The sequence below is a fragment of the Anaerosphaera aminiphila DSM 21120 genome, from assembly GCF_900129925.1.
GTDB lineage: Bacteria > Bacillota > Clostridia > Tissierellales > Peptoniphilaceae > Anaerosphaera > Anaerosphaera aminiphila.
Genome location: NZ_FQXI01000003.1, coordinates 50,781 through 68,762, shown reverse-complemented (window position 1 = coordinate 68,762; position 17,982 = coordinate 50,781). Strand labels below are relative to the sequence as shown.

Annotated in this window: 14 protein-coding genes; 8 read left to right on the top strand and 6 right to left on the bottom strand. The window is 33.5% G+C overall.

Translation table 11 applies throughout. The annotated features are described in order from the left end of the window. Positions 1-468 precede the first annotated feature (468 nt). Positions 469-1,488, bottom strand: a complete 1,020-nt coding sequence (locus tag BUB47_RS03540; RefSeq protein WP_073183837.1) for an aminomethyl transferase family protein — start codon at positions 1,486-1,488, stop codon at positions 469-471. A 405-nt stretch (positions 1,489-1,893) separates the two neighbouring features. Between BUB47_RS03540 and uvrB the strand changes: the two genes are divergently transcribed. The 7 genes from uvrB to BUB47_RS03510 all read left to right on the top strand — a co-directional run bounded on the left by uvrB (position 1,894) and on the right by BUB47_RS03510 (position 11,785). After that, the gene (gene uvrB / locus BUB47_RS03535) at positions 1,894-3,879 is read left to right on the top strand and encodes an excinuclease ABC subunit UvrB (RefSeq protein ID WP_073183835.1); all 1,986 of its coding nucleotides are present in this window, start codon (positions 1,894-1,896) and stop codon (positions 3,877-3,879) included. Positions 3,880-3,890: 11 nt separating this feature from the next. Further along, positions 3,891-6,710 carry an excinuclease ABC subunit UvrA gene (uvrA, locus tag BUB47_RS03530; RefSeq protein ID WP_073183833.1) on the top strand — a complete coding sequence of 940 codons (2,820 nt, stop codon included), beginning with the start codon at positions 3,891-3,893 and terminating at the stop codon, positions 6,708-6,710. A 70-nt stretch (positions 6,711-6,780) separates the two neighbouring features. Beyond that, the gene (locus tag BUB47_RS03525) at positions 6,781-7,566 is read left to right on the top strand and encodes a L,D-transpeptidase family protein (RefSeq protein WP_073183832.1); all 786 of its coding nucleotides are present in this window, start codon (positions 6,781-6,783) and stop codon (positions 7,564-7,566) included. A 105-nt stretch (positions 7,567-7,671) separates the two neighbouring features. After that, positions 7,672-9,102 carry an aminoacyl-histidine dipeptidase gene (locus tag BUB47_RS03520; protein ID WP_073183830.1) on the top strand — a complete coding sequence of 477 codons (1,431 nt, stop codon included), beginning with the start codon at positions 7,672-7,674 and terminating at the stop codon, positions 9,100-9,102. A gap of 36 nt (positions 9,103-9,138) precedes the next feature. Then, a complete protein-coding gene (locus tag BUB47_RS10160; RefSeq protein WP_268761869.1) occupies positions 9,139-9,270 on the top strand; it encodes a hypothetical protein in 132 nt (43 codons plus the stop codon). Positions 9,271-9,403: 133 nt separating this feature from the next. Then, complete coding sequence (hisD, locus tag BUB47_RS03515; RefSeq protein WP_073183828.1) at positions 9,404-10,663, top strand: histidinol dehydrogenase; 1,260 nt, start codon at positions 9,404-9,406, stop codon at positions 10,661-10,663. A gap of 24 nt (positions 10,664-10,687) precedes the next feature. Further along, the gene (locus tag BUB47_RS03510; RefSeq protein ID WP_073183826.1) at positions 10,688-11,785 is read left to right on the top strand and encodes an ethanolamine utilization protein EutH; all 1,098 of its coding nucleotides are present in this window, start codon (positions 10,688-10,690) and stop codon (positions 11,783-11,785) included. Between the two features lie 46 nt (positions 11,786-11,831). Here BUB47_RS03510 and BUB47_RS03505 read toward each other — a convergent pair whose 3' ends face one another. The 5 genes from BUB47_RS03505 to BUB47_RS03485 all read right to left on the bottom strand — a co-directional run bounded on the left by BUB47_RS03505 (position 11,832) and on the right by BUB47_RS03485 (position 15,300). Continuing rightward, positions 11,832-12,275: a DUF340 domain-containing protein gene (locus BUB47_RS03505; protein ID WP_073183824.1), complete on the bottom strand. Its 444-nt coding sequence runs from the start codon at positions 12,273-12,275 to the stop codon at positions 11,832-11,834. A gap of 2 nt (positions 12,276-12,277) precedes the next feature. Continuing rightward, positions 12,278-13,087 (bottom strand): DUF3100 domain-containing protein, encoded by an 810-nt coding sequence (locus BUB47_RS03500; protein ID WP_073183823.1) that lies wholly within the window; start codon positions 13,085-13,087, stop codon positions 12,278-12,280. Positions 13,088-13,100: 13 nt separating this feature from the next. After that, positions 13,101-14,291 (bottom strand): M20 metallopeptidase family protein, encoded by a 1,191-nt coding sequence (locus BUB47_RS03495; protein WP_327021166.1) that lies wholly within the window; start codon positions 14,289-14,291, stop codon positions 13,101-13,103. A gap of 217 nt (positions 14,292-14,508) precedes the next feature. Beyond that, positions 14,509-14,916 (bottom strand): hypothetical protein, encoded by a 408-nt coding sequence (locus BUB47_RS03490; RefSeq protein WP_073183821.1) that lies wholly within the window; start codon positions 14,914-14,916, stop codon positions 14,509-14,511. Between the two features lie 48 nt (positions 14,917-14,964). After that, the gene (locus BUB47_RS03485; protein ID WP_073183819.1) at positions 14,965-15,300 is read right to left on the bottom strand and encodes a hypothetical protein; all 336 of its coding nucleotides are present in this window, start codon (positions 15,298-15,300) and stop codon (positions 14,965-14,967) included. A gap of 151 nt (positions 15,301-15,451) precedes the next feature. Here BUB47_RS03485 and BUB47_RS03480 point away from each other — a divergent pair, with 151 nt between their 5' ends. Continuing rightward, positions 15,452-17,980: a ribonucleoside-diphosphate reductase subunit alpha gene (locus tag BUB47_RS03480; protein ID WP_073183817.1), complete on the top strand. Its 2,529-nt coding sequence runs from the start codon at positions 15,452-15,454 to the stop codon at positions 17,978-17,980. Positions 17,981-17,982: the final 2 nt, after the last annotated feature.

The window sequence follows — 17,982 nt, the reverse complement described above, 5'->3', positions numbered from 1 at the left end:
GGCTTAATTCTAAGCCAGTTTGTTTTTATGGTTTTAATATATTAAATGTGATATTTTAAAAATTTATAACTAAAACTACAAAAAATATACTTTAGTTGAAATTATAAGTATATTAAAATCTTAAATACTTTTTCTTATTTTATAAAGTATAAATAAACATAATATTATCTGTATTTTTCATTTTATTTCAAATTTATTTTTAAAATTTTTGGGAGGGCGAAGGAGATTGCGATTTCTCCTCATGCCCTTCCAAACCCTCCCATTACACCTCTAAAACGCTTTTGGGTTGATTAATAAGTTTAGTTGTTTTTTAATTTGAAAGTTTATTAAAATTTCAAAGGCAATTATTTTTAAAGTTAATTATTTTTAAAGTTAATTATTTTTATAGTAAAGATGGAATAAAAACAATTTGCAGTATTTGTCTTCACTCTGGAGAACTAAAAAACTTAGCTCTCTTAATATTGTCAACTATGCTCTAATTTTTGAGTTTTCCGGATCATAAAATACTTTTTCAGTTAGAGTAGCAGCCATTTCTTTTCCACCACTTTTAATTGTAGCTAAGTCGCCAATATTTGCCTTGTCTACATCTACTAATGCAAAGCCGATATTTTTTTCAACTGTATATCCATAGGTAAACATAGTTACTTTTCCAACGTCTTTGCCATTAACTTCCACAGTTGAGCCAACTTCAACTTCAGCAGCGTCGTCATCAACAGTAAATCCAATTAGTCTTCTCTTAGCACCTTCAGCTTTTACTTTTTCTAAAGCTGCTTTTCCTATAAAGTCCTTATTCCAATCTACAGTCCAGCCAAAGTCCACTTCTAGCGGATTAGTTCCCGCAAGGTCGCTCATTAGTGTATATCCCTTTTCTCTAGGTAGACTGGTTACAATTACATCTGTAGTTATATTTAAAATATTAAATTGTTTTCCGCTTTCCATAAGTTTGGATTCTATAAAGTCTTTGTTCTTTGGATCGCAGTAAATTTCAAATCCCAGTTCTCCAGTGTATCCACTGCGCGCAATTTTAACGGGAACATTGTCAATGATATTATCTTCTATAGTAAAGTACTTCATATGGTCAATGTTGTCCTTTAGAAAGTCATTTAAAACTGTTCTTGAATTTGGACCTTGCACTGCATACATTGTGGTCTTATAAGTAATGTCTTTATATTCTACATTACTGTTGCCCTTATTTTTGTCAAACCAAGCAATTAACTCAGTGATGTATAAAGTTGAAATCCAAAATACATCTTCATCAACTCTAAATACAATTACGTCGTCAATAATAATTCCGTCTTCATTTAACATAGTGCTATACTTCGCATCTCCAACTTTAGCTTTACCAATGGAAGCTACAAACATTTTGTCAAGAAAGCTCTGTGCATCAACTCCACTTACTTCTAAGAGTTGGTGAGTAAAGTCATAAAACCCAACACTATTTCTAACTGCCTCATGTTCTTTTCTAACATTCATTTCATTTTTACGCATTTCATTACCTCCTTATTGTAATTCAATATATATAACCAATGACCATCTCAAAAAATAGTCTTATCTAATAATGAAGTTGAGGTGTTCACTGTATTCTAAAAAAATTACTAAGTGTGTTTGAGTTTATATGCTCTAAAGTATGAGTATTAATATGTAATATCAATTTATTATAAATAATTAATTGATATATTTAATATTATATTATCACAAAATGTGTAATTTTACTAATTTTTAAGAAGTATAGAAAATTTTGTTTAAAGGTCAATGCTTAGGGATATAAAGAGAAAATAGCAAAAAAATAATATTAAAAATTTAAAAGAAGTATATCTTAAGACTGTGAAATACTCCTTGATATTTATAGTCTTAATGTTATAATAAACCTATGTTCGTATAAAGGGTGATATAATGGAATTTAAAATTCATGCGGATTACAAGCCCATGGGGGATCAGCCTCAAGCAATAGAGGGTCTTGTAAATGGCTTAAATAAAAACTTAAAACATCAAACCTTACTGGGAGTTACAGGTTCAGGAAAAACTTTTACAATGGCAAATGTTATTGAAAAAGTTCAAAAACCAACCCTTGTAATAGCTCACAATAAAACACTGGCCTATCAATTGGCAAGTGAATTTAAAGAGTACTTTCCTGAAAATGCAGTGGAGTACTTTGTATCTTACTATGATTACTATCAACCGGAGGCATATGTACCTCAAACTGACACATTTATAGAAAAGGATTCATCTATAAATGATGAAATAGATAAACTTAGACACTCTGCTACAATGAGTTTATTTGAAAGAGAAGATGTTATAATAGTAGCTTCAGTTTCTTGTATATACGGCTTGGGAGATCCCATAGACTATAAGACCTTAGCTGTGTCTTTAAGACCGGGTATGGTTAAAGATAGAACTGAAATAATGAAGCAATTAATTAATATACAGTATGTTAGAAATGACATTAATTTTACCAGGGGAACTTTTAGAGTTAGAGGAGATGTGCTTGAAATATTTCCGGCGTCTTCTTCTGAAAATACTATAAGAGTTGAATTTTTTGGTGATGAAATTGATAGAATATGTGAAGTGGATTCTCTGACAGGAGAAGTTATAAGTTATATGAAGCACGCTTATATTACACCTGCATCTCACTTTGCAACTACAGAAGAAAAAGTAAAGAAGGCAATAGTTACAATTGAAGAAGAGTTGGAGACAAGACTTGATGAACTAAGAGATCAAGAAAAACTTCTTGAAGCTCAAAGGCTTGAACAGAGAACTAATTACGATCTTGAAATGTTAAATGAAATGGGATTTGTAAGTGGAATTGAAAACTACTCAAGACACTTATCTCAAAGAGAACCTGGCTCAAGACCCTACACTTTAATTGACTATTTTCCAAAGGACTTTTTAACTATAATAGATGAGTCTCATGCAACACTTCCTCAAATTAGGGGAATGTACAATGGAGACAGGTCCAGAAAGCAAACACTTGTGGACTATGGGTTTAGACTTCCTTCAGCCCTTGACAACAGGCCTTTAAAATTTGATGAATTCGAGTCAATGATGAATCAATGTATTTATGTTTCAGCAACGCCAGGGCCCTATGAAAAAGAGCATGAACAAAATAAAGTAGAGCAAATTATTAGACCGACAGGACTTTTAGATCCCATAATAGAAGTAAGGCCTACTAAGAATCAAATAGATGACCTGTTAAATGAAATAGAAAAAGCTAAAGATAGAGGCGAGAGGGTACTGGTTACAACTTTAACAAAAAAAATGGCAGAGGATTTAACTAAGTACTTTAAAGAAATAGGAATAAAAGTAACTTATATGCACTCAGATGTTGAGACTATTGAGAGAATGGAAATAATTAGAGATTTGAGGCTGGGAGTATATGACGTTCTCATTGGGATTAACTTGCTTCGAGAAGGTTTGGATTTACCGGAGGTTTCTCTAGTTGCAATTTTAGATGCAGATAAGGAAGGATTTTTGCGCTCGGAGACATCTTTAATTCAAACGTCAGGTAGAGCGGCGAGAAATTCCGACGGAAAAGTAATAATGTATGCCGATATTGTTACCAGGTCAATGAAAGTTACAATAGATGAAACTAATAGACGTAGAAAAATTCAAAATGAGTACAATATAGAACATGGAATCACTCCTAAGTCAATAGTAAAGGGAGTTAGAGAAGTAATAGAATCTACAATAGCAGCCGAAACAGAAGTTGACTATACAGCTAATGCTGAAGAATTTACAGATGAAGAAATAATGGCAATGATTGACGCTTTAAAAATGGAAATGCTTAAATCGGCAGAACAACTTGACTTTGAAAGAGCTGCTGAAATAAGAGACAAGATAAGTCAACTTAAAGTTGATATGGAAAAGATGAAAGATGATTAAGGGGTGAAAACTTGGAAGATAAAAATATAGTAATTAAAGGAGCAAGGCAACACAATCTTAAAAATGTTGACTTAGTGCTTCCAAGAAATAAATTTATAGTTTTTACAGGTCTTTCGGGCTCAGGAAAGACCTCTCTTGCCTTTGATACCATATATGCAGAGGGTCAGAGACGATATGTAGAGAGTTTGTCTTCATATGCTCGTCAATTTTTGGGGCAGATGGACAAGCCGGATGTAGACTATATTGAGGGAATGAGCCCTTCAATTTCAATAGACCAAAAGACAACCAGTAAAAACCCAAGGTCCACTGTGGGAACAGTTACTGAAATATATGACTACTTGAGATTGTTATTTGCAAGAGTGGGACATCCTTTCAGCCCTGTGACAGGAAAAGAAATAACAGCTTATACAGTAGACCAAATGGTAGATGAAATTATGAATTTAAAAGAGGGCACCAAGATTCAAATTCTATCTCCAGTGGTGAGACAGAGAAAGGGAACTCACAAGAGGACCTTAGATAAGATAAAAAAAGATGGATTTATAAGAGTTGTAGTTGATGGAGAAATGCATGACATTTCTGAAGATATAGAACTTGAAAAAAATAAAAACCACACTATAGAAATTGTAATAGACAGATTAATTGTAAAAGAGGGAATAGGTTCCAGGTTGTCAGAGTCTCTGGAACTTGCAATGAGTTTTTCAGAGGGAATAGTAAATGTAGATGTAATTGGAGAAGAAAAATTGGTATTTTCTTCAAAATTGGCAGACTTTGAAAGTGGAATAGTAATAGAAGAAGTATCTCCAAGGTCATTTTCTTTTAACTCTCCCATAGGAGCTTGTGAAGCCTGTAAGGGACTTGGATTTTCAAAAGAAGTTGACGTTGATTTAGTTATTCCAAATAAAGAATTGTCTATAAATCAAGGTGCAATTGCAAGTTATTCCAATGTAGATGGGACATACTATGCTCAAATGGTAAAGTCTCTTGCAAAGGTGTACAGTTTTTCACTAGATGAGCCAATAAAAAATGCGCCTAAGGAATTCTTAGATGCATTGCTCTATGGTTCTGATACTTCACTGGAATTTGAATTTGACAGTCACTTCTCCGGTAGAAAGACCTATCAGGGAACATTTGAGGGAATAGTAAACAATTTAAAGAGAAGATATATGGAAACTTCTTCTGATGCAATGTTGGAAAAAATAGAAGAGTTTATGAATGACGAACCCTGTCCAGTATGTCATGGGGCAAGGTTAAAGGAATCTGCACTTTTATTTAAAGTGGGAGGACTTAATATATTTGAAGTAACAGAACTTTCAGTAGTGAAGGCATTAGAGTTTTTTGCAAATTTAAAACTATCTGAAAAGGACACCATAATAGCGGAGCAACTTTTAAAGGAGATAAACTCAAGACTTTTATTTCTTAAAAATGTGGGACTTGAGTATTTGACACTGTCCAGAATGGCGGGAACTCTATCAGGAGGAGAAGCTCAGAGAATTAGACTTGCAACTCAAATAGGATCTCAACTTGTGGGAGTAATATACGTACTAGATGAGCCCAGCATAGGACTTCATCAAAGAGACAATGCAAAACTCTTAAAAACACTTAGGGAACTTACAGATGTTGGAAATACCCTAATAGTAGTTGAACACGACGAAGAGACAATGAGAATGGCAGATCAAATAGTTGACATTGGACCTCTTGCAGGTCGTGGCGGAGGCAGGATTGTAGCTCAGGGAACAGCTGATGAAATAATGAAAGTAGATGAGTCTATAACCGGAGCCTATCTATCTGGAAAGAGAAAGATTGAAATCCCAGAGGAGAGAAGACCATACACCGGCAATAGTATAAAAGTATTTGGAGCAAGTGAAAATAACTTAAAAAATATAGATGTGGAAATACCTCTGGGACAATTTATTGCAGTTACAGGAGTTTCCGGAAGTGGCAAGAGTTCACTGGTAAATGAAATTTTATTTAAGGCACTTTCTCAAAAATTAAATCACTCAAAGCTAAAACCGGGGAAATATAAAAAGATAACCGGCTTTGAACACTTAGATAAGGTAGTAGATATAGATCAAAGTCCAATAGGAAGAACACCGCGTTCAAATCCTGCAACTTATACTGGAACCTTTGATATGATAAGGGATATATTTGCAATGACTAATGAATCTAAGTTAAGAGGTTATAAAAAGGGAAGATTTTCATTTAATGTAAAGGGCGGAAGATGTGAGGCTTGCAAAGGTGATGGAATTATAAAAGTGGAGATGCACTTTTTACCGGATGTCTACGTTCCCTGTGAAGTGTGCAAGGGAAAGAGGTATAACAGAGAAACTCTACAAGTTAAGTACAGAGATAAAGATATATCTGACGTGTTGGATATGACAGTTGAAGAAGCTTTGGATTACTTTGAAAATCATCAGAGAGTTTTAAAAAAGTTGGAAACGCTTAGAGATGTGGGACTGTCCTATGTAAAACTTGGACAGCCATCTACACAACTTTCAGGAGGAGAAGCTCAAAGGGTAAAACTTGCAACAGAGCTTTCAAAAAAGGCAACTGGAAAGACTATCTATATATTAGATGAACCTACAACAGGACTTCATGCAGAAGACATCAGAAAGCTCTTAAAGGTATTAAATGAATTAGTTAATAGAGGTAATACAGTAGTTGTAATAGAGCACAATTTAGATGTAATAAAGACTGCAGACCACATAATAGACCTTGGTCCTGAAGGGGGAGATGGTGGTGGAACTATAGTTACTACTGGAAGACCGGAGGAAGTTGCAAAGGTAAAAGAATCTTACACTGGACAGTTTTTAAGAAAAATTTTAAAAGTGTAACTAAAATTTAACTTTATAGTTTTAAATATTAAGGTTATACTGGTGTAATAAAAATAAAATGGAGTGTAAAATGTTGAGAAGATTAAAGAGATTGAATGTATTTATATTTGCACTGTTGTTGATTTTTCCTGCAACTGTAGGCGCAGGAAGTTATGTAAGACCTAATAATTTTATGGATAAATCGGGAGCAGAAAAAGTAGCTGAAATTAAAAAATTCCAAGCCCTTTCAAATTTAACAGTGACAGGTGGAATTGACGATATGACCTATAAAGTTTTATATGGTCCAAATATGGTTGTAAAAGATGAAATTACAAATCCGCCAACACCGGGTGAATGGATAGTTATAAATAAGTCAAAAAAGACTTTGACATACTACAAGGGAACCAGTCCAATGTATAAATTCCCAGTGGCAATAGGAACCAGCTCCACACCTACTCCATCTGCAAAGGGAAAGATAATGAATAAACATAAAAACCCTGCATGGGGAGGAATGAATGGAAAGTATGAACCTAAAGCTTCTGATGATCCTAACAATCCTCTGGGAGAGAGATGGATGGGATTAAATATTCCCGGATTTTCGGGATATGGAATTCACGGAACTATAAAACCGGCTCAAATTGGACAGTCAGTTTCAAATGGTTGTATTAGAATGTTTAACTATGATATTGAAACATTTATATTTCCAAGGGCAAAAGTAGGAATGCCCGTTTGGATGGGAACAGATCAAGAATTGGCAAATTGGGGTGTAAAACAAACTGTAGTAGAAGAAGCTCCAAAGCCAGTAGAAAAAGTTCAAGAAAAACCTGTTCAACCGAAAGAAGAAACTTATAAGGGAGCAGAATTGCTAGAATTTTAATAAAAGACCAATTGGTCTTTTATTTTTTTACAAGAAACTATTTTTCTAAGAGGATATTGAGTATAATAATAGTTGAGAAAAGTAAAAATAGTAGGAGGTATTAAAATGAGTTTAAATATTGCGCCAAAAGAAGTTTTCAATTGGTTCTATGAATTAAATCAAATTCCAAGAGAATCGGGAAATGAAAAAGAAGCATCAGACTATTTAGTTAAATTTGCAAAAGACAGAAATTTAGAAGTAGTTCAAGATGAGGAATACAATGTAATAATAAAAAAAGACGCAACAGAAGGGTATGAAAATTCGGATACTGTTATAATACAAGGGCACATGGATATGGTATGTGTAAAGACTGAAGATTCAAAACACAATTTTGAAACTGACCCAATAGAAATGGTGGTAGATGGAGAATACTTAAGGGCAAACAACACTACACTTGGTGCAGATGATGGTATTGCAGTAGCTTATGCAATGGCAATTTTAGACTCTGATGAACTACCTCATCCGGCACTTGAAGTTTTAATTACGACAAATGAAGAAACTGGAATGGACGGCGCAGCTGCAATTAAAAAGGGAATGTTAACCGGTCAAAAACTTTTAAATATAGACTCTGAAGAAGAGGGAATATTTTTAGTTAGTTGTGCAGGTGGTGCAACAGCTGAAGTTAGCTTTGAAATTGAAAGAGAAGATTTTGTAGGAGAAAGTCTTGAAATATCTGTAAAAGGTCTTTTAGGAGGGCACTCCGGACAAGAAATAATTAGACAGAGAGCGAACGCAAACAAATTAATTGGAAGAATATTAAATGAAATAAAAAAATCTGTAGATATTAGAATTATTGAAGTTAGTGGTGGAATAAAACACAATGCAATTCCGTCAAATGCAGTGGCGAAAGTCGTAGTTAAAGATAAAAACAAAACCAGAGAAATTGTAGAGGAATTTTCAAAGCTTTTAAAAGCTGAGTATAGAGTTGAAGATCCTAACTTGGTAGTTGAGATTAAAGATACTGAGTACTTAAAACCTTATACTAAAAAACTTACAGCTGACTTTATTGACTACTCAGTAATAATTGGAGATGGAGTAATTTCCATGTCTAAAGACATAGATGGTCTTGTGGAGACATCTCTTAATAATGCGGTAATAGAAGATTTGGGAAATATATTAAAATATACTACTTCTGTTAGATCTTCTTCATCTTCTGAATTGGAATATATATTGAATATGCTTGAAATATCTGCAAATAGATGTTGTGGAAAATTTGAAATTACAAACAGTTACCCTGCATGGCAATTTGAAGAAAAGTCAGAACTTAGAGAAAAATCTCTTAAGACTTATAGAGATTTATTTGGAGAAGATGCAACTTATGATGCCGTTCACGCAGGTTTAGAATGTGGTCTCTTGAAAAAAGTATTGCCTGATTGCGACATGATTAGCTATGGACCAAATATGTATGATGTTCACAGTCCTAAGGAGAGAGTGGAAATAAAATCCGTTGAAAAAATGTGGGACTTCACTAAAAAATTATTAGAAAATTTAAAATAGTGTTGTGCTAGTGAATTTTAATGGAGGTGTTCTACTATGCTAATAGGAACAGGGTTAGCTGGATTTGGATTTATTGCAATGATTGCAAATGTAGCTATGTTTATTTTAAAAGTGGTTGCCTTATATTATGTAATTAAAGCATGTAGGAAATATTTAGGAGAAATTTAAAATAAAACAAAAATAAAAGTACACTTAGAATTTAGATTGATCTTAAATTTGAGTGTGCTTTTTTAAAATTAACTTGCTTTAGTACGGTGATTTGATATAATGATTGTTAATTATTTAAAAGTAGGAGGTAGAAATGAAGTACTTAAAAAAGAAAATCGAAGTTTCTCTAGAAGAAACTCAAGAAAAAGAAAAGACAGTAAGAGAAATCATTGCAAATGTTAGAACTAATAAAGACGCTGCAGTTATAGAGTACAATAAAAAGTTTGACAATTGTGAGAGAAAAAATTTACTAGTTATACAAGAAGAAATTGAGGAGGCCTATAAAAAAGTAGACGCACAGTTAATAGAAGACATTAAAAAATCTGCTGAAAATGTTAAAAAATTTGCAGTAGAGCAAAAAAATTCAATGAGAGAAATTAGTGATTTTGAAATTGTTCCAGGAGTGTTTTTAGGTCATAGGATAATTCCAATACAAAATATTGGATGTTATATTCCTGGGGGAAGTTATCCTCTCTACTCTACGGCAATTATGTTAGTTGTTCCAGCAAGAGTTGCAGGAGTAAAAAGAATAGCTGCATGTGCACCTCCAATGAAGGGAACAGATAAAATTCACCCATCAACACTAGTAGCTTTGGACATAGCCGGAGCAGATGAAATATACACTGTTGGTGGTGTTCAGTCAATTGCTGCTCTAGCCTATGGAACAGAACAAATTAAAGCAGTTGATAAAATTGTGGGTCCAGGGAATCAATTTGTCACAGAAGCTAAGAGACAGTGCTTTGGACAAATTGGAATTGACTTTATTGCAGGACCTAGTGAAGTTCTTATAATAGCAGATGAAACTGGAAATGTTGAATACATTGCAGCGGATATATTAGCTCAGTGTGAACACGATTATAAAGCTAGGGGAATACTGATAACAACTGATGAAGATTTAGGAAAAAGAGTAATAAAAGAAGTAGAAGAACAGCTAAAAGATTTAAGTACAAGAGAAATAGCTGAAGTATCTTGGATGGATAATGGAGAAGTAATTGTAGTTAAAAGTTTAAATTCAGCCTATGAAATGGCAAATGACTACGCACCGGAGCACTTAGAAATTCATGTTACTAATGAAAGAGAAGCAGTAGAAAAACTAATTAATTATGGATCTTTATTTATAGGGCAAAATGCTGCAGAAGTTTTTGGGGACTATATATCGGGAACTAATCATACATTGCCTACTGTAAGAGCAGCTAGATACACTGGAGGAGTTTCCGTTGCCACATTTACAAAAACAGTTACACACCAAAAGATGACTGAAGAGGGCATAAAAAATATTGGAGAAATAGCTGAAAGAATGGCCATAGGTGAAGACCTAATAGCACATGCAAAAGCTGCCAGAAAGCGTTTATAAGTTACTTCAAGTGGGAGGTTTTGTATGGTAAATCAAGTTATACAGTACATTATGGTGTTTTTTATGGCTTTAGGTGTAATAGATAGAGCTTTTTTAAACAATAAGTTGGGTTTTGGAGAACCCTTTGAAGAGGGTATCAATGCAATGGGACCACTTGCAATGGCGATGGTCGGAATGATGTGTTTTGCACCGGTTCTTGGAAATATCTTAACGCCTATTATGACACCTTTATTTAATTTAATAAATGCTGATCCTGCAATGTTGGCAGGAAGTATACTTGCGCTGGATATGGGAGGATACCCATTGGCAGCAGCAATGACTAGTGATCCTGATATTGTAGCTCTGTCCGGAATTATATTGGGGTCAATGCTAGGGGCTACAGTTATATTTGCAATACCCGTATCTTTGGGGATCATTCCGGAAAAAGATAGAGATTATTTGGCTCAGGGGATTATGATGGGACTTATTTCAGTGCCCTTTGGGTGTGTTGTAAGTGCAATGTTGGCGAATATACCACTTTCAAAAACGCTTATAAATTTACTGCCGATTATTTTATTTTCAGCAGTATTGGTTTTTGGTCTGTTAAAAGCACAAAAAATTACAATGAAAATATTCAACGTATTTGCAAAAGTAATTACTGCAATTTTAACAGTAACTTTTGGACTTGCAATATTCCAAGAATTGACTGGCGTTATACTAGTACAGGGTATGGATCCAATAGGACCGCAACTGGAAATAGTAGGATACATTGCCATAACACTAGCTGGTGCCTATCCATTTGTAAGTTTCTTAACTAAGAGACTTTCAAAGTTACTTTCAAAAGCAGGTGGAGTATTGGGAATAAGTGATGTTTCTATGGGAGGACTAATAGCAGTGCTGGCGAATAGTATTCCGATGTACAATATGGTAAAAGACATGGACCCTAAGGGAAAAGTAATGTCTATAGCTTTTTCAGTGCCGGCAGCAACAGTTTTTGGAGATCACTTGGCCTATGTTTCTACAAATGATCCAAGTTTAGTTATGCCGGTAATAGTGGGAAAACTTTTTGCAGGATTTGTAGCAATAGGTATAGTCTTATTATTTACAAAATCAAAGAGTTATGAAATAAAAAGCGAAATTTAAATAAAAAAAGACTTTGGATTTTTTCCGAAGTCTTTTTTTATTTAAATTAAATTTGTCCTATTAATTTTAATACTACATTTGCGATAATTGCTGATCCAACATACGTACCAGTCATTACAACTACAGCTAGTACAAATATTCTCCAACCGGTTTTCTTTAGAGAATCTATATTTTTTCCAGTATATATACCTGCATATGCAAGTATAGGTGTACAAAGTGCTAAGAAGTCAACTTTTGCAACATATTCTGAAACAATGGCAGCCCCAGGAACTCCCGGAACGGTTATGATTGTTGCCAGTGTAACTATATATGCAACATTTGGTATCTTAAATGGAATTATCTTTGCAAGTGCAATTCCCAGAACAGATACAGCGACTAATATCAACATGCCCGGAAGGGCTTCAATAGGAGATGTGCCTTTCACAAAATTGGCAATTAGAGATATAAATGCAGTTATTAATAATATAATAGCGGAATCTTTTATTTTCATATTTATTCATCTCCTTTTTCATCTTCAGTTAAATCTGGCAGTACACCATATTTTAATCTATAGGATTTTCTATATAGCCATTTAGCAAGTGGAAGTGCTACCCATATGGACATATATATGCCATCTAATCCTGACAACATGTTACTACTTGCTCCAAATGCAGTTATCATCTCTTCCATTTGAGGATAAGCGGCACTTAGTGTTCCAACTCCTGCTGTCATCATACTAGCTGACCCAACACCGGATGCCATTGCAAGTGCATATGGGTGAAGTGAAGTATAAGCTGCCAAGAAACTTGCCAACATTCCAATAAATGGAGTTCCAAATACAGTTCCTACTATATATACGCCTAAAACGCCTTGTCCCTCAGGACTGTCAAGTCCATATCTCTCTCCAATTAAAGCAACGTTAGGCTCTCTGGCAATGGAGTGAGCTCCTCCGATAACTTCTCTTTTTAATCCAAGCATTACTCCAATTGGAACACCTAGTAAAACTGTTCCAACATTTCCAAATTCTTGAAGTATTAATGCCGGGCTGGATTTTAATATTAATGGAAGTGTAGGGCCTATGTTAGTTCCATACTTTGCCATAAGTAACATCAGCGTAAGTCCTATTAGAGACCCAGCATCGTCCATATCCTTTTCATTTGCAATTTTTAAAAACTTTGGAGTTATTAATATACCGAATATCATTGCATAGAGCATAGGTAATAAAACTATTGAGCCTGCTCCAAGGGGAATTGATATTGTGCCTATTAGTTCAGATATTACAACTAATATAATTACTAAAAAATGTAATTTAAAATTTTTCACGTCTTGCTCCTTTCTAATTATTATTTAAAAAATCTAGTGCGTATTGAACAAAAATTGATGTGCCTTTAAAAAATTCGCTTTCATCCAGGGCAAATTTAGAAGTATGGTGTCCATATGTCTTGCCCTCAAAAGGTAGCAAGTTACTTAAAAATATAAATGTACCAGGGACTTCTTGAAGATAGTATGCCATGTCTTCGCCGCCCATTAGAGGGTGTTGGATTTCTACAATATTTTCACTGCCTATTACTTTTTCAGCGGAAGTTACAAGAGCTTTTGTAAATTCTCCATTATTTACAACTGGTGGATATTTAAAGTTGTATTCATATTCATAGTCAGCGTTGTTTGCACTTGTAATTCCTTTAACTATTTCCTCAATGCGCTTAGAAATCTTTTCTCTTAAATCATTGTCAAAAGTTCTAACAGTTCCCTCAAGTTCAACAAAGTCCGGAATTATATTTTGGTTAGATCCTCCCTCAATTCTGCATATTGAAAGTACTGCAGGTTGATATACCGGAATTTCTCTACTAACTATTTTTTGAACTCCCAATATAATTTCAGCTGCCATTACTACAGGATCTATACAGTCTTGAGGATAGGCGCCATGTCCACCTTTTCCAATTACTTTTATATAGACTCTATCCATAGATGCCATCATTGGTCCGTAGGAAATTCCGATTTTTCCGTGGTCAACTTCCTTAGATAGTTGGCCTGCATGAAGTCCAAGCACTCCGTCAACTTTAGGATTTTCAAAAGCTCCTTCATCTAACATTGGTTTAGCACCACCGGGATATTCTTCACCTGGTTGGAATATAAGTTTAACATTTCCCTTAAACTTGTCTCTATTGGAAGACAGTACTTTTGCTACTCCTAGTAGCATTGCAGTGTGTCCATCATGTCCACAGGCATGCATATTTTCGTTTTGAGATTTAAACTCAAAATCAGTTTCTTCAACTATTGGAAGACCGTCCATATCCGCTCTTAGCGCAATGGTTTTGCCATCTCCCAATTCTCCTTTGATAAGTCCCGCAATTCCATTGCCATCAATTAAAGTTTTGTATTCAATGTTCATTTCATTAAGTCTGTCTTGAACAAACTTAGATGTTTTAGGTAGAACAAGACCTAGTTCTGGAGTTTTATGTAACTCTCTTCTCCAATTGATAATATCATTTTCAATTGCCTTTACTTCTTTTACAACATCAATCACAGTATTCCTCCTTTTTTTAGATATTTTTTAATTATACCACAATAAAGGGGTACTATCATTAAGAATTGTTTTATATAAAAAATATTATATAAATTAGTTTCTAAATTAATTTAAATTGATAATAAAAGGTTATATTTAATCAAAAAAAGGTTGAAAGTTATTTATACAAAAGTTTTAAAAGAGAGTTTAAATGCAATAAAAAAGTCTGTTAAGTTTTTTACTTAACAGACTTTTTACTATGTAGATAACTTATTAAAAAGTATCCAAAATATAGTGAGATTAACTTTACTATATAATCATTTTGAAAAATAAACTGTGTAAAAATATTTAACCCATACAACTCATATGGAAATAAAAGTATTGGGAAAGTTAGTATTAAAAATATACCCGTTACTATAGTTGCAAAAATCAAAGATTTAACATTTAAATTTTCATTTACTTTATATAGAATTATAGCAGTTAAAATTATAAGTATGCAGGAAAGAAAATTAACGAACATAACTGCATTTAAATTAAAATTTATACTGGAATATTCTTTTGCATATAGTGATAATTTACTATGTGCTAAAAATAAAACCATATTTACAAAAAACAAGATAATTGCTTTTATAGTATTGCCTTTCATAAAATCTCCTTTTTTTTAACTAATTTTTAAAATATAGTATCATTGGAGTTACTTATTTTTGTTATCTTTAATTTTAGCGTAATTAAAGATAAAGTAAGCATAAATAGCTATTACAATAACTGAAAATACTAAATCTGAAATTTCAACTAAGTTTCTTCCCGTCCTATATCTTAAGTACATTCTAAAGCCGTCATAGGCGAGAACTATAATAGTCCAAATAAAAACTTTTTTTATTTTACCTCTCTTATCTAAGTTTCTATTTTCATGTTCGAGTTCCTTTGAAATTCTCTCTTGATTTTCTGATTTTTTCTTACTTTTAATTTTTTGTTCTCTTATCCATTTTTCTGTGGTATTTTGTAGTTTTTCTTTAAAATTTGTCTTCATGTTTTTATTCTATTTTATAGTATATGTAATATCAAGTATTCTTTAAAAATATATTTAAAAAACCTATGGGAAAGCACTTTTAAATATATACTATATATGGTATATTTAGTTACAGAAAAACAAATAAATACAAAATATAGGGGATAGAAAATTGAGGATTATTAAGCGAAATGGAGAAGTTGTAGACTTTGATAGAAATAAAATTGAAGTTGCAATGAAAAAAGCATTTATAAGCGTAAGCAAACCCATAGATGAAAATGTAATAAAAAAAATGGGCGAACAAATAATTGAAAAAATAAATAATAATTTTCCTGAAAGTCATATAATTACTGTAGAAGAAGTACAGGACTTAGTGGAAATTACTTTACTTGAAAATAATTTTTACACTGTTGTAAAGAGTTATATTCTATATAGGGCTTCTCACTACACTATGAGAAAGACAATAGAAGATTTTTCCAAGTACTTTTTAGATAGTGTAATAATAGAACAAATGGAAAATATTCAAAGAGAGTTTAAGGAAGACGCATATAACTTATCTTTTTTATATAATAAGTTTATTTCTTTTGCAAAGGAAAATTTAAATGAAGATGAGTATTTATCTATTTTAATAAGAGCATCATCTGAACTTACTTCAAAGGAATCGCCAAAGTGGGAATTTATCTCAGCCAGATTTTTATCTATTCAAGTGAGAAAATACATCTATGAAATAATGAACAGAGATGAAATATACACATTTAAAGATAAAATTCACTATTTAACTAAGAAAAACTTATATGGAAAATATATGCTTGAAAATTATAGTGATGAAGATATAACTGAACTTGAAGAGTATATGGACGTAAAGAGAGATGATTTGTTTAATTACAGCGGCTTGGACTTAATAGTAAAGAGATATTTAATAAAAAACTCTGAAGGAGAAATACTTGAGACACCTCAGGAGATGTTTATGGGAATAGCAATGCACCTTGCAATTCCAGAGGGAGACAATAAAGTTCTGTGGGCAAAGAAGATATATGATGTGTTAAGTCAGTTAAAAATCACTGTTGCAACTCCTACAATGTCCAATGCCAGAAAACCATACCACCAACTTTCATCTTGTTTTATAGATACAGTACCTGACAGTCTTGATGGAATTTATAGGTCAATAGATAATTTTGCGCAAGTTTCAAAGCACGGCGGAGGAATGGGTCTGTATTTTGGAAAGGTAAGGGCAATGGGTTCTGACATTAGAGGTTTTAAAGGCGTTGCAGGTGGCGTAGTCAGATGGATTAAACTTGCCAATGATACAGCAGTGGCAGTAGACCAACTTGGCGTTAGACAGGGTGCTGTGGCCGTATATTTAGATGTGTGGCACAAGGACATTGCAGAATTTTTACAACTTAGGACTAATAACGGAGATGACCGAATGAAAGCTCACGATGTATTTCCGGGAGTTTGTTTTCCGGATTACTTCTGGGAGTTGGCAAAGGAAGATATAAATGCAAATTGGTATATGATGTGCCCTCATGAAGTTGAGACCGTTAAGGGTTATTGTCTTGAGGACTCCTATGGGAAAGAATGGCTTGATAAATATTTAGATTGTGTTGAAGATGAGCGAATAGACAAGAGAGTAATGAAAGTAAAAGATATGGTGAGATTAGTAATAAAGTCTGCCGTTGAAACTGGAACACCTTTTATATTTAACAGAGACAAAGTAAATGAGCTAAATCCAAATGCGCACAAGGGAATGATTTACAGTTCAAACCTATGTACAGAAATTGCTCAAAACACCAGTGCAATTGAAAGCGGGTCAACTGAAATAAAAATAGTTGATGGTGAAGAAGTAGTAGTAAAGACAACTAAACCTGGAGATTTTGTAGTGTGTAACTTAGCATCTCTAGTCCTTGGCAATATAGATGTAAATAACAAAAAAGAACTGGAAGAGGTTATAAATACAACTATTAGAGCATTGGATAATGTAATAGACCTAAACTACTATCCTGTAGCCTATGCTAAGATAACCAATAAAAAATATAGATCAATTGGACTTGGAACCAGTGGTTATCATGAAATGCTTGTAAAGAACAACATCAGTTGGCAAAGTGAAGAGCACTTGGAATTTGTAGACAGAGTATATGAGGACATTAATTATTTTGCAATTAAGGCAAGTAGTGAAATAGCCAGAGAAAAGGGAAGTTACGAATACTTTGAAGGATCTGACTGGCAAACCGGAAAATATTTTAAAAAGAGAGATTATAATAGCGATAGGTGGGAAAGCTTAGAAGCAGAAGTTGAAAAAGACGGACTTAGAAATGGATATATTATGGCAATAGCGCCAACGGGATCCACTTCAATTATAGCAGGTACAACTGCAGCAGTAGACCCTGTAATGAGCAGATACTTTCTAGAGGAAAAAAAGGGAGCAATAGTTCCAAGAGTAGCACCTTCACTTAACTCTCAAACATTTTGGCTATATGAAAATGCACATGACATAGATCAAAACTGGATTATGAGAGCGGCAGGAGTTCGTCAAAGACATATTGACCAATCTCAGTCAGTAAACTTATATATAACGACAGACTACACAATGAGCCAAATTTTAGGACTTTATATTAAAGGTTATGAAGAGGGTGTAAAGACTATTTACTACGTTAGAAATAAGTCCCTTGAAGTAGAAGATTGCGATAGCTGTTCAGCTTAAGG

Coding starts and splice junctions, on each gene's coding strand:
- BUB47_RS03540 (WP_073183837.1), bottom strand. CDS start 1,488: ATGCGTAAAAATGAAATGAATGTTAGAAAAGAACATGAGGCAGTTAGA.
- uvrB (WP_073183835.1), top strand. CDS start 1,894: ATGGAATTTAAAATTCATGCGGATTACAAGCCCATGGGGGATCAGCCT.
- BUB47_RS03525 (WP_073183832.1), top strand. CDS start 6,781: ATGTTGAGAAGATTAAAGAGATTGAATGTATTTATATTTGCACTGTTG.
- BUB47_RS03520 (WP_073183830.1), top strand. CDS start 7,672: ATGAGTTTAAATATTGCGCCAAAAGAAGTTTTCAATTGGTTCTATGAA.
- BUB47_RS10160 (WP_268761869.1), top strand. CDS start 9,139: ATGCTAATAGGAACAGGGTTAGCTGGATTTGGATTTATTGCAATGATT.
- hisD (WP_073183828.1), top strand. CDS start 9,404: ATGAAGTACTTAAAAAAGAAAATCGAAGTTTCTCTAGAAGAAACTCAA.
- BUB47_RS03510 (WP_073183826.1), top strand. CDS start 10,688: ATGGTAAATCAAGTTATACAGTACATTATGGTGTTTTTTATGGCTTTA.
- BUB47_RS03505 (WP_073183824.1), bottom strand. CDS start 12,275: ATGAAAATAAAAGATTCCGCTATTATATTATTAATAACTGCATTTATA.
- BUB47_RS03490 (WP_073183821.1), bottom strand. CDS start 14,916: ATGAAAGGCAATACTATAAAAGCAATTATCTTGTTTTTTGTAAATATG.
- BUB47_RS03485 (WP_073183819.1), bottom strand. CDS start 15,300: ATGAAGACAAATTTTAAAGAAAAACTACAAAATACCACAGAAAAATGG.